This is a genomic window from Rhodobacteraceae bacterium D3-12 (assembly GCA_025916135.1).
In the GTDB taxonomy this organism is placed as follows: Bacteria; Pseudomonadota; Alphaproteobacteria; order Rhodobacterales; family Rhodobacteraceae; genus JAKGBX01.
Genome location: CP104793.1, coordinates 598,495 through 611,494, shown reverse-complemented (window position 1 = coordinate 611,494; position 13,000 = coordinate 598,495). Strand labels below are relative to the sequence as shown.

General features: G+C 53.7%; 11 protein-coding genes. 2 read left to right on the top strand and 9 right to left on the bottom strand.

Annotation, left to right across the window (positions count from 1 at the left end; all coding sequences use genetic code 11):
* Positions 1 to 20 precede the first annotated feature (20 nt).
* Complete coding sequence (locus tag N4R57_03015) at positions 21 to 881, bottom strand: LysR family transcriptional regulator (GenBank protein ID UYV38086.1); 861 nt, start codon at positions 879 to 881, stop codon at positions 21 to 23.
* Positions 882 to 1,038: 157 nt separating this feature from the next.
* Here N4R57_03015 and N4R57_03010 point away from each other — a divergent pair, with 157 nt between their 5' ends.
* On the top strand, positions 1,039 to 2,058 hold the full coding sequence (locus N4R57_03010) for a putative sulfate exporter family transporter (GenBank protein UYV38085.1): 1,020 nt from the start codon (positions 1,039 to 1,041) through the stop codon (positions 2,056 to 2,058).
* A 503-nt stretch (positions 2,059 to 2,561) separates the two neighbouring features.
* On the opposite strand, the gene N4R57_03005 is transcribed toward N4R57_03010, so the two are convergent.
* Positions 2,562 to 2,942 (bottom strand): RidA family protein, encoded by a 381-nt coding sequence (locus N4R57_03005; GenBank protein ID UYV38084.1) that lies wholly within the window; start codon positions 2,940 to 2,942, stop codon positions 2,562 to 2,564.
* Positions 2,943 to 3,135: 193 nt separating this feature from the next.
* Here N4R57_03005 and N4R57_03000 point away from each other — a divergent pair, with 193 nt between their 5' ends.
* Entirely contained in the window at positions 3,136 to 3,876 is a 741-nt protein-coding gene (locus N4R57_03000) for an SDR family oxidoreductase (protein UYV38083.1), read from the top strand.
* Between the two features lie 13 nt (positions 3,877 to 3,889).
* Here the strand turns inward: N4R57_03000 and N4R57_02995 are convergent, their stop codons facing one another.
* The 7 genes from N4R57_02995 to N4R57_02965 all read right to left on the bottom strand — a co-directional run bounded on the left by N4R57_02995 (position 3,890) and on the right by N4R57_02965 (position 12,992).
* Entirely contained in the window at positions 3,890 to 4,597 is a 708-nt protein-coding gene (locus N4R57_02995; GenBank protein ID UYV39500.1) for an SDR family oxidoreductase, read from the bottom strand.
* A gap of 64 nt (positions 4,598 to 4,661) precedes the next feature.
* Positions 4,662 to 6,302 (bottom strand): NAD(P)/FAD-dependent oxidoreductase, encoded by a 1,641-nt coding sequence (locus N4R57_02990; protein UYV38082.1) that lies wholly within the window; start codon positions 6,300 to 6,302, stop codon positions 4,662 to 4,664.
* A gap of 39 nt (positions 6,303 to 6,341) precedes the next feature.
* Complete coding sequence (locus N4R57_02985) at positions 6,342 to 7,091, bottom strand: amino acid ABC transporter ATP-binding protein (protein ID UYV38081.1); 750 nt, start codon at positions 7,089 to 7,091, stop codon at positions 6,342 to 6,344.
* A 3-nt stretch (positions 7,092 to 7,094) separates the two neighbouring features.
* Complete coding sequence (locus tag N4R57_02980) at positions 7,095 to 8,198, bottom strand: amino acid ABC transporter permease (protein UYV38080.1); 1,104 nt, start codon at positions 8,196 to 8,198, stop codon at positions 7,095 to 7,097.
* Positions 8,195 to 9,343, bottom strand: coding sequence for an ABC transporter permease subunit (locus N4R57_02975; GenBank protein UYV38079.1), 1,149 nt, complete (start codon positions 9,341 to 9,343; stop codon positions 8,195 to 8,197). Before N4R57_02975 ends, N4R57_02980 begins: the two co-directional genes overlap by 4 nt.
* 67 nt (positions 9,344 to 9,410) lie before the next feature.
* A complete protein-coding gene (locus tag N4R57_02970; GenBank protein UYV38078.1) occupies positions 9,411 to 10,463 on the bottom strand; it encodes a transporter substrate-binding domain-containing protein in 1,053 nt (350 codons plus the stop codon).
* A gap of 168 nt (positions 10,464 to 10,631) precedes the next feature.
* Entirely contained in the window at positions 10,632 to 12,992 is a 2,361-nt protein-coding gene (locus N4R57_02965; GenBank protein ID UYV38077.1) for a molybdopterin guanine dinucleotide-containing S/N-oxide reductase, read from the bottom strand.
* Positions 12,993 to 13,000: the final 8 nt, after the last annotated feature.

Here is a 13,000-nt window from a genome sequence, read left to right as displayed (position 1 = left end):
TTCGAATTTCGCGGGGTAGTTCAAAAAATGTCAAAAAATGCCTTCGTTGCCCGGCTCATCCGATGATCACGATGAAACAAAGCATAAAAAGGCCGAGGAGGGAGCTCCAAGTCGTATTCACGCAAGGTTCCGATCATAAGTGACCTCTCCACGACAAAAGCGGAAAGGATGGTTACCCCGGCCCCGGCTTCTACCGCGGACATCACCGCTTCGTTTGACGGCAAGACAAGGCCAACCTCACGCTTGGGTAAGTGGAAATCCAGCTTATTTAGCGCTGCGTCCGCGCTGGAACGCGTGCCAGACCCCGGTTCACGTAGAACCCAATTGGCTTGGTCCAAAGCATTTCTTGAAAAGTGCTCGTTCCCATTAGGAGCGTAAACCAGACATAATTTGTCTTCCCCAATCTGCTGCTTGACAAGCCGTGGATCAGAAACCTCTCCTTCGACCAACGCCAAATCCAATGTCCCCTGTAGAACTTCGTGCATTGCTTCCTGAGTGTTGCCTATTCCAAGGGTAATCTTGATCCCCGGAAACCGCTTGCGAAACGCCGCGATTTTCTCGGGCAGCCAGTATCCTGCAATCGTCTGACTCGCGATTAGCCGAATATGGCCTCGGATCAAATCGCGCGTTTCAAGCAGCATTGCTTCAGCTTCGCTCAACCGCGCCAGAACTGCGCGTGCTTCGGGCAAAAAGTCACGTCCCTCTTCGGTTAAGACGATCCCCCTTCCGATCCGATTAAAAAGGGTAACTTGATGGCGTGCCTCCAAGGCCGAGATTGACGCCGAAGCCGTAGATTGGGTCATGTTCAGAGACCGGGCTGCACGTGTCATATGTTCCATTTCAGCCACTGCGACGAATACACGAAGTTGCTCAGGGGTCATGTGGGCCTCATAAATCGATAGTTACGTTCATTATCACAAAAACAATTCGTTTGAATGGTTGATTGTAACAGGCTTTTTGAAGTCACGATGGCTTTGATCAAGGGATGTCTCGATGCCTCTCGCTTCTAACTTACTCTCAGCAACACGCTGTAGGCGAATGCGTGCTTTCGAGATCCTACCAGGGTTTGTGCTGAGCGCGGCCATCGGGCTGCTGGCGGTACTTGCCGCAGAAATAGAGAAAGCGATCTTTGGCGCGATATGGTTGGAGCCATTGGTTCTAGCGATACTGATCGGCGCTGTCTTTCGAACGCTCAGGCAACCGCATAAGCGCTTCCTTGCTGGTATAGCGTTTTCGTCAAAAGTGCTGCTAGAGATTGCAATAGTTCTGCTTGGCGCCGCTGTAAGCGCTCAGACCTTGATGGCCGTAGAGCCGACGCTGCTTACTGGCATCGTTGCGATCGTGATTCTGGTTGTGCCTGGGTCATATTTTCTAGGTCGATTGATGGGCTTGCCGGCACGAATGGCGTTGCTGATTGCTTGCGGAAACGGGATTTGCGGCAACTCTGCCATTGCAGCCGTTGCCCCGGTAATCAATGCAAATAGCGACGACATCAGCGCCTCGATAACCTTCACTGCTGTGCTTGGCGTGTTCGTCGTATTGGGTTTACCTCTGATTGGACATCTCGCGGAGCTGCAAGCGCTGCAATACGGTGTCCTGTCCGGAATGACAGTTTATGCCGTGCCCCAAGTCCTTGCCGCTGCGGCCCCTATGGGGGCGGCTGCGGTGCAGATTGGAACGCTCGTGAAGCTCGTTCGCGTGCTTATGCTGGGGCCGATAACGACTGTGTTGGCTATACTCGCCTCCCGCTTGCCTGACGAAGGTCGGTCCGTTGGAACGTCGAGCACTAGAAAGCATGGTTTTGTGCCACCACTCTTCATCTTTGGCTTTCTTGGAATGATCGGGTTGAGATCCATCGACGCCATTCCGCAAGGAATCCTCCCCATAATATCGATGGGTGCAACTGTGTTGACCATTATTGCAATGGCGGCCTTTGGGTTGAACGTGGATGCACGCTCGGTATTGAACGCCGGAACGCGGGTAATCGCAACGGTTCTGTTATCTCTAGCGCTTTTGATTGGGTTGGGATTAGGAATGATCGCGCTTTTAGTGCCTTAATCTGCGCCAACCCGCGCGCACGTCACGTCCGGCCCCACCAAATTTGGCGTTACTGCATTTTGGAGTCCATTAATCCCTCCTCAGCTTTCTCTGGGCGAGATTCCTGACGTCCCTTTACTGCCGCTACCACGCAGAATGGAACCGCATTGAAGTATCCCAAATGCAAACATCAACCACCGGTGCACTTCTGTTATCGTTGCTAAAGATTGCTCTCGCCTAAGTTCAAGCTTGTCTGACGGCCAAGTAGAAAGGACGGCCGAGCTAAAGGGCATCGCCTTGCTGCAAGCAACGCCCTTTCATCTCTGACTACGCCTCAAAGGCATCAGCGGGCGGCAATTGGAAGCCGCCACACTGATTTAGCAACGATCAAACCTGCCATGCACGACCTGCAGAAAATCCACAAGGCGCACAGTCTATCGAATACACCGTTTGACCACTTTCAAGCGGGTATCACTAAATCGCACTCTACAAAGCCCTGCCAATTATTTCGTGCCTAGCATCTGCTACCTTCGGGCGATCGCATCAACCTCAACCAACAACTCCGGCATCACAAGCGTGCTGCCAACGGTTGTGTTAACGGGCAGCCTGACTGGAAACGCCTCGGCTCTTGCGGTGGCAAATTCACCAAACTTCGAAGGGTCCGCGAGGAAACAGTTGATCTTCAGCAAACTGTCCATTTCTAGCCCCGCTTCAGCAAGCACCGTCTTCAAGTTTGAGAAAACGCAAACGGCCTGATCATACATGCCACCCGGTGCGATCGAACCATCGTGCTGAAAGGCGACGAGGCCCGATATGTAAAGCAGGTCACCGTTCCATTCGGCGACAGTCATCGAAGGTTTAGCCCAGCCGAACTGGGAGGGTTGTACGATTTTCGAGGTGGTCATGCGATCATCCTTTTTTGCACGTTTACAGATTGGAAGAAGTGTCCCAATTTCGTAATTTGACTATTGTTTTCAATGTCTTATAAGTTTCTTCAGGGCGATTCTACCGCGTGCTATCACGCGCTCTCACCCGCCCTTTTCCGGAGTGACAGAGCACCTGTTCTTCGCCAAACGTCCAATTGGAGGCACGACCAAAATGATTGAATTTTCCGGCAAAACAGCACTCATCACCGGCGCAGGAAGCGGCATCGGTAAGGCCACCGCAGAACTGTTTCATCAGCTCGGAGCAAAGGTATTGCTCGCGGACATCAATGCGTCCGCAGCAGCTGAGGCCGCCAAAGTGCTTGACCCCACCGGCAAGACAGCAAGCGCATTCGGCTACGATGCTGCTGACAGGGCCAGCGCCGACAACACGGTGGCCGCGTGTATCGAAGCTTTCGGGGGTCTGGACTACCTTGTGGCTGCGGCGGGGATCTATCGCAAGCAAAGCATCGCCGAAATGACGGATGAGCAATGGCGCGAGATGATGGGCGTCAATCTGGATGGGATTTTTTACATCACACGCGCTGCGATCCCGCATTTTTCGGAAGGGGGTGCCATCGTAAACCTTGCCTCTATTGCGGCGAATTTCGGCGGGCGCCTTACCCGTGGCCACTACGGCGCCAGCAAAGGCGGTGTCATGGCCTATACGCGGGGACTGGCTAAAGAGCTTGCGCCCAAGGTGCGCGTGAACTGCCTCAATCCCGGTATCGTTGAGACGCCGATGGCTGATGACCCTGCCGATTTGTTGAGCCCCGAAGTGTTGGAGATGGTTCCGCTCAAACGTCCGGCGCAACCCTCCGAAATGGCAAGCATTATCGCCTTTCTTTGTTCTGACGCTGCAAGCTATATCACGGCTGAAGCGGTTATCGCATCGGGCGGTTTCTATATTGGATAAACGAAGAAACGGGTCAGACGACAAGGTAGCCTCCATCCACTGGGACGATCGCACCTGAAACAAAACTGGCCGCGTCGGAGCAGAGGAAAGCGATCACTTTCGCAACCTCCTCCGGGCGGCCTAGCCGCTTCATTGGAACGTGCTGCTCGAGCAGAGGGCCGAAATCGGTCATATTGGCTGCAAGCATCGGTGTTTCAATGAACCCGGGAGCAACCGCATTAACACGGATACCATCTTCGGCAAGCTGTCGGCAAAGCGCCCGCGTAAGAGCACATACCCCACCTTTCGAAGCGCTATAACCAACATGTGTCATCGCGCTGCTGCGCTGCGCCATGACAGAGGCAACGTTGACGATCACACCTGCGGTTTCCCGAAGCTGTGAAAGCAAGCTGTGAACCATGTTGAAGTTACCAGTCAGGTTCACATCCAGACTTGAATCCCAAGCAGCCGGTGAACCTTGATCCTCAATCGCCGCGACCCGTGCGACACCGGCGGAATTGACAAGAACAGATGCGGCGCCAAACCGCGCGAATATCTCTTCGGCCACCGCAAAACATGCGGACCGATCTGTCACATCAAGAGTGAACCCATGCCCGCCAAGTTGCGCCGCCACAAGAGAAGCTTGCTCACCATCCAAATCGCATAGGATGGGCTTCATTCCTTGGGCTGCAAGCTCTGTTGCGGTGGCGGCACCAATCCCATTGGCTCCGCCGACGATCACGGCCAAAGGTTGCACTGGTTCCATGATTCAATGCCCTTTCGAAATCTCCGGTCCCGCTGCGGGATCAGGTGCAAACCTCTGGTTCTTTTTCGAGATGAAACCCCTTATATCCATTCTCGGCGACGTCGAAACACAGTTGCCGATAGGTGGAAAAACCCCCGATATAGATCATGAAGTGGCGCGGTTTCCCCGGCACGTTGGCACCGGTCCACCAAGACTTGGCAAGCGGATACAACGTGGAATCTGCCAAATCCTTCACATGGGCGACCCATTCTGCCTCGGCCGACGCATCCGCTTCTATCGAAACGATACCCTGTTCGCGCATGTCACGAATGCAGTCAGCAATCCAATCCACATGTTGTTCAATTGCCTTGAACATATTCGCCTTGACCGATGGGCTTCCTGGACCGGTGACAAAGAAAAGATTGGGAAATCCGGCCGCCTGTAGACCCAAGTAAGCAGTGGGCGCATCATTCCAAGCATCCCTGAGGCTAAGTCCGCCTTTCCCCCGCACATCCATCTCGAGAACAGCGCCTGTGATTGCATCGAATCCCGTTGCAAAGACGGCTGCATCAACCTCATATTCCTTTTTTGAAGTCCGAAAACCATTCTCGGTAAACTCAAGCAACTTTTCGACATTCAAATCGACCAGCGTCACGTTGTCTCGGTTAAATGTGGCATAATACCCGCTATCCACACAAACACGCTTGGTGGCATAGGGGTGGTCCTTTGGGCATAGCGCCTCGGCGGTTTCCGGGTCCTTTACGATACTACGTATCTTGCCGCGCACGAAATTGGCAGCCGTTTGGTTGGCTTCAAAGTCCGTGAGAATATCGTTGAACGAAGATGAAAAAGCGAAACTGCCACCGTTCTGCCACCGCTCTTCGTAAATCCGGTTCCGCTCTTCTTCCGTAACGTCCAAAGCCGACTGCTCGGGAACCGGTACATAGGCCATCCCCGAAGCCGCGTTCAGCGCCAGATCGAGCTTTACCGGAAAACTCGCCCTAAACTCTTGTTGAGCTTCGTCAGGTAACGGGCGCTGGCCAGCCGGGATCGAGAAGTTGGCAGTACGTTGCAACACAATCAACGCCTCAGCTTGCGGGGCGATCCGCGGTGCAACCTGAATTCCCGTCGCACCCGTACCGATTTGAACCACTCGCTTGCCGGTAAAATCCAAACCGTCCTTTGGCCAGGCACCCGTGTGATGAAGAGCGCCCTTGAACCGCTCCAAGCCCGGTACGGCGGGAAACTGCGGCTTTGAGAGGTTCCCAGTCGCCATGACGCAGTATCTGGCTGAAACACTCGTTCCTTGATTGGTCGTCAAAGTCCACAAGGCAGTTTCGTCATTGTAGACCGCGCTCTCAATCTCGGTTTCAAACTGTATATGGCGCCGCAGGTCGAACCGGTCTGCCACATGGTCAAGATAGGAGAGGATTTCTGACTGGTCGGCATAACGGTCTTTCCATGACCATTCTTGCACCAGTTCTTCCGAAAACGAGTAACAATACTCCAGACTTTCAACATCACACCGCGCACCTGGATAACGGTTCCAGTACCACGTTCCACCGACACCATCCCCACGCTCAAAAGCACAGACAGACAATCCCATCTGAGTTAGTCGGTGTATGGCATACATTCCCGCAATTCCGGCTCCGACGATCACGGCATCAACTTGCATGTGTGTGTTTGGGCTTTCGTTGGCCATGCTTTGGTCTCCTTATTTGTTCGACGAGGGGCCGTCGTATTAGTGGCTCAAAACCTGTTCCAGAAATTGTTTGGCTCTTGGGCTTTGCGGATTGTTAAAGAACTGTTCCGGCTCGTTCTGTTCGACTATCCTGCCCGCATCCATGAAGATCACCCGGTCAGCAACCTTACGGGCAAAGCCCATTTCATGGGTGACACAGATCATGGTCATACCGGTTCCCGCCAATTCGACCATGACGTCCAGCACCTCCGAGATCATCTCGGGGTCAAGTGCCGATGTTGGCTCGTCGAACAGCATGATCTGGGGCCTCATGCACAGTGCTCGTGCGATGGCTACCCTTTGCTGTTGCCCCCCCGACAATTGGGTCGGGTATTTATCCGCCTGATCCGGCACATGGACTTTCGCCAGATAATCCCGCGCAATTTCCTCGGCTTCTGCGCGCGGCACTTTGCGAACCAGAATTGGGGAAAGAATGCAGTTTTCCAGAACGGTCATATGCGGAAAGAGGTTAAAATCCTGAAAGACCATTCCAGTTTGACGGCGGAGTGCTTCGATATCCGGACGATCAGCACGGATCTCATCGCCAAAGATGCGGATTTCACCGGCTTGATGTTCCTCAAGCTGATTGATGCACCGGATAAGCGTGGATTTTCCCGACCCTGACGGCCCGCAAATCACAATCCGTTCTTTCTGCTTTACTTCGAGATTGATGTCATGAAGCGCATGAAAATTGGCGTAGTATTTGTTGAGGTCCGATATGGCGACGGCGTTGGCTGTTGAATTGTCCATGACTTACCTTTCGTTGACACTGAGATGCTTCTCCAGAAATCTGCCGTAGCTAGACAACGAGAAGGAGAGCATGAAGAAGACGATCGAAATGAAGAGATATACTTCGGCGACCGCGACACCCCATTCCAGAGTGCCGAATGCAGCCGCGCCTGAAGCGAGGACTTCAAAGAAGCCGATGATGCTTATCAATGGCGTTTCGAGGAAGATGATTACGATTTGATTGATCGTTGCCGGCAAGGTTATTTTGAAAGCTTGCGGCAGAATGATCCGGCTAACGCGATGGCGATAGGACAAACCCAGTGCCTTGGCGGCTTCGTCCTGCCCCTGTGGCAAACTCTGGATGCCACCGCGCAAGATTTCGGCTTGGTAACAGGCATTGTAGAATGCAAACCCAAGGATAACCCGGTATAGCTTTTCGCCGATCAGCGCATCGGGCAATCCGAACGGCACGATAACCGCTGTTACGAACATCACCACCAGCAAGGGCATCGACCGGACAAAATCAATGATCAGCTGTGTAGGCTTCCAAATCATGTACAGCGATGACTGCCGAAGCAAGACGAGCACAACAGCGAGCGGCATGGTTAGGATTGTACAGGTTCCGAACACAAAGAACGTCAGCGCCAAACCACCCCAATTCTGCACGGTCACCGGTTTCAACCCGAACACACCGCCTCCCATGAGGATATAGAATACGACATAACCAGCCACCCAGAGGATCGACAACCGCTTAAAGGTCCAGAACCGCGGGAAACAGGATGTGATCGCAGTGGCCAACATGACGGCGCATGCAATCGCCGAACGCCACTGTTCATCAAACGGGTAGAGACCAAAGAAAATGATCCGCCAGCGTGCGCCGATGACAGCCCAGCATGCACCGACTCCTTCTGCTCGGCAGGCCTGGGAATCTGGTGCAGACCATATTCCGCGAAACACCGCCCAATCCAGAATAACAGCTCCGAGCCCGATAATGACAAGCAACAGCAGCGTCGAAAAAACAAAAATCACCGGATGCTTGTTTGCATAATGGCCGAGCCTGCTCATAAAGTTTCTCGGCCTATGCACCACAGAGCTGTCACGCTTTACGTATGGTGTTGAGATGTTCATTTACGTGCCTCCTTGGCATGGAGCCTGCGGTCAAAGCGGTTCATCAGGATGGTAAAACCGGCGTTCACGGCCCAGAACGCTCCGGCCAGAATGATCACAAACTCGATTACGTGGCCTGACTGCACGATGGCTGACACCACAACGTTAAAGAGATCCGCGAAACCCACCGCTACACCCAGCGCGGTCGCCTTGATCAGCCAGACATAAAGATTGGTCATCATCGGGATGATGTTGCGAATTGCGATCGGGAGCCGGATTTTCATAAAGATCGACCAACCCGTCATACCCAGCGCCTTGCCGGCTTCCAGCTTTGAGGTATCAACCGATAGGAAACCGCCCCTGATAATTTCCGCCGCGAAGGCAGAGCCGAACACTGTTACCCCGACCAAAATGGTTGTAAGCTCAGGTGGCATTGTAATGCCGCCAGAAATATTGAACCCTTTGAGCGCGGGATACGATATCAGGGGCGTATCGGGCAATCGCAGTACAGCCATAATCGCACAGATCAGCACCAAAGAACCCGCCATCACGATCGCGGAAATCTTTAGTTTTTGTAAGCTCTGGTGAAACATGAAACGCTTCCCGAGCGCGATCCAGAGCAGCCCGGCGATGCAAATCAGCGCGACCAAGCAGGACAGCACAATGGCCATCCCGGATACATTTGGTGCCGGAACATGAAGCCCCCGCGCCGTGAGCAGAACACCGCCAAGAAACTCCAAAGCTTGACGCGGCGGCGGAAAGGCCGTGAACACTGCGTACCATGCGAGGATCTGGACCAACGGCGGCACGTTGCGTATCAACTCAATGTAGCCCACAGCGATGGTGTTCAATACCGAGCTGCCCGAAATTCTCATCGCGGCAACACCAACTCCCAGAATGGTTGCCAATGCTATTGCAGCATAGCCGATGACAACTGTGTTCATCAGAGCCAGCAGCAAAGCATACCAATATGGATCGCTGATTGCGGTTGGCATAAAGGCGAACCCCATATCCCACCCGATCTGACGTTCGAGGAAATAGAAACCCGAAGTGATGCCTTGTTCCTTAAGGTTGAAATAGGCATTCAGCAGAAAGCCAACAATCAGGACAAGAAGCAGGCCCACGAAGGAAATCTGCAACAGAATATCGCGCAGGCGACGGTTCATGCGGTCCACCTTTCTGGATTGGGTCGCCGGGGCCATCTCGGCCGGCCCCGGAATTATGGTTGGCTATTTAGTCGAGCGTGAGTGGGTAGAGCACACCGCCATTGTTCCACAGGTTGTTAAAGCCCCGCGGAAGCTTGTAGGGAGATTTGTCGCCCATGGTTTTGTGATAGATCTCGGAATAGTTGCCGACCTGTTTGATCACGTCATAGGCCCAATCATCTCTAAGCCCCAACCGCTCACCAAGGCCCGGATCCACACCCAACAGCTTGGCCACGGTGGGGTTTGTCGGGTTGGCACGCATTTCGTCAACATTTTGCGAGTTCACCCCTTCGAATTCGGCCTGCAACAGAATGCTGATAAGCCAGTTCATCGAGTCGACCAACTGCTGCTCGCCTTCACGCATGGTGATCGACGCCAACCCGAAGTCTACGAGCTCTGGCAACACCATGTTTTCTTCGGTTCCGCCTTTCGCATTCGTGAGAAACACAGCCAGGTTTGGACCCCACTGGATATAGCTGTCACAACGTCCGGCGTTGTAAGCGGACTGTGCTTCTTCATCCTTTTCGAACTGGATCATCTTGAATTCAAGACCTTGACCTTCCAGCCAGTTGGACGCGAACCGGACAAGCGATGTCCCGGCGGCGACACAGATCGAAGCACCGTTCAATTCCTTGGCCGAGGTAATGCCCAGATCTTTACGAACAGCAAATTGGGTACCACCAACAAAGTAAGGCATGGAAAACTGTAGGTTTTGTTCGGTGTCACGCGACATCGTCCAACCTGTCACTTTGATGATAATGTCGACATCACCAGATTGAAGGGCAGGAAACCGCTGCGCCCAACTCAGTGGCACCAGCTCGACTTTTGTCTTGTCGCCTAACATCATGGTCGCAACTGCGCGGCACAATTCAATATCGAGCCCTTGCCATTCGCCCTTGTCGTCAACTTCTGCAAAACCTTTGTAGGTGCCAACGTGACTGGGACAAAGCAGATGGCCTCTCTCTTGCACTTGTTTGATTGTAGGGGCGGGCTCTTTGGATTGAGCCTGGGCCATCGGGGCGCCAAGTGCCATCAAGCCAACGACAGCCGCGTTGCTTGCTATCTTGAAAACGGTTTTCATGAGGAGTCTCCTTGTTGTTGGGTTTGTTTATTTTTTGAATGTCCCGGGTTTCTCCGGGTTAACCGCACAGCGACTTATTGCGCGGGAGTGAACATCACGCCGGGCTTGCCTTTATCTGGGATGCAGGTCCGGCTTGGGTGTTCTAGGAAGGTGCTTGATCAGAAAGCCTTATGAGCATTGTCCTTCCATAGTGTTCCGCGCTGCCAGACAAGCAGGCGGGTCGTATGCGCGCACTGGCGGCAGAGGGCCGTCGAAACGCTCGATAAATACGAAGGTTATTTGGCCGGTACAGCCTTGAGACAAACGTGAGGTTCCAATGTCTTTGGTCAACACGTTGGGGTTCCCATGGACACAAAGCGGTGCCTCGCCATTCGGGCATTCAGGGTCATACCAAGCCCCTGTCGGCAAATTCACCACGCCCTGTAGAATTGCATCGGTTAATGCCACTCCTGCAAGGCAGGCACCTCGCCGGTTAGAAATCTTGACGATATCGCCGTCTCCAACACCCAATCTCTCAGCATCTTCAGGATGCATCCTGAGCGTTTCGCGTTGTGATGTCTTACCAGCGACGCTATGGGCACCGAAATCCAGCTGACTATGCAACCGACGCGCTGGTTGGTTCGCGACAAGATAAAACATGTCAGGTGTCATCGGCACCTCCGTTGGCTCCAACCAAACAGGATGGCCCGGACAATCGTCGTAACCGAATGATGCAATCGTCTCAGAGAACACAACAATCTTGCCAGTTTCCGTGGGCAGCGGCGATCCTTGGGGATCTTGCCGAAAAGCGCGCAAAATCCCTCCGTCGTCCGGGTCTTGTGGCAACGCAACTTCGCCCTTGCTCCAAAAGCTATCGAAGTCGGGTGCATCTTCGCCTCGTTCAAGAAGTTGTCGGCGCGTATTTTCATAAAAATGCCGCACCCATTCGTCCGCACTGCGTCCCTCGGTGAACGCCTGCTCAACATCAAGCCGACGCGAAAGAGCTGCAAAAATCGAAAAGTCATCTCGCGCCTGAGCAAAAGGAGGCGCCACCTGTTGCATCGCAATCATCGTGGGGTCTGATCTTCCGCACGCCAGATCGTTGCGCTCCAGCGTTATCGTCGCTGGAAGAACCACATCGGCGTATCGCGCCATCGGCGTCCAGACGGATTCGTGCACAACAAGCGTCTCTACCTGGTCAAACGCCGCCTTCAAACGGTTAATATCTTGGTGGTGATGAAATGGGTTGCCCCCTAACCAATAGATCAATTCTATCTTTGGATAGGTCAGCTTTTGACCGTTATAATCATATCCGGCACCTGGATTCAGCAGCATATCCGCGATCCGTGCGACCGGGATAAACGTCTCTACGCCGTTTTGACCCTGTGGCAATGCAGGCAGCGTCGCACTGCCCTGTTGGCGACCGTAGTGCGCCAATGATCCAAGCGCGTAGTTGAAACCACCGCCAGGCAAACCAATCTGTCCCAACATTGCCGCAAGGGTCGCGGCCATCCAGATCGGTTGTTCGCCGTACCGTGCCCGTTGCAGCGATTGTGCCGTCACGATCAAGACACGTTTCTTAGGCAAATCAAGTGCTAACGCACGAATTCGATTTGCATCAATTCCCGTGATCTCCGCGGCCCATTCCGGTGTTTTCGCAACGCCATCAATGCGCCCCATCAGATAGGCTTCGAACCTGTCATACCCTGACGTGTATTGATCCAGAAAACCGCGATCGTGCAGCCCTTCGGACACCAACACATGCGCCAGCGCCATCATGAAGGCCACATCGGTTGATGGCCTTGATGCAAACCAATCAGCCTCGACCTCGTCGATCATATCATCGCGCATTGGACTGACTGAGACGAACCGCGTGCCTTGGCGATGAGCGGCGACCATGCTGGGCCGCTCAATATGCGAACTGATGCCTCCGCTGGCAACCGACGTGTTTTTGGTTGGCAACCCACCAAAGGCCAGCACTATGTCTGTATGCGCTTCGACCTGTTCCCAGGTTACATTTCGCATAGTTACATCTGCGTAAGGTCCGAAGACATACGGCAAAACAACCAGCGCCGCGCCAGCGCTATAATTGTTGACCGAGCGAACGTAGCCGCCCATCGCCGTGTTCAGAAACCTGTGCACCTGGCTTTGCGCGTGATGGAAACGCCCTGCAGAAGCCCATCCATATGACCCACCAAAAATGGATTCCGGTCCATGCTCGTCACGCGTAGAGCGAAGTTTTTCTGCCAAGAGGTCTAGTACCTCATCCCACGGCATTTCGATGAAATCATTTCCGGAACGCCGACTTCCCGCTCCCTTACCTTCCAGCCACCCCTTTCGGATTGCAGGCCTCGCGATCCTCGCTTTGTGACGCAGCGCATCCGGGATGTTCTGTAGCAATGACGACGGATCAGGATCATCAGCCCGGGGCGTGACTTGCAAGCGCTCACCGTCCCAGCGGGCACGAAACGCCCCCCAATGAGAACTGTGCGAACGAAACTCGTCTCCGAGGTGCTTCATCTCTGTTTTCTGATCCATCGTGTCGTTCATTTTCATTG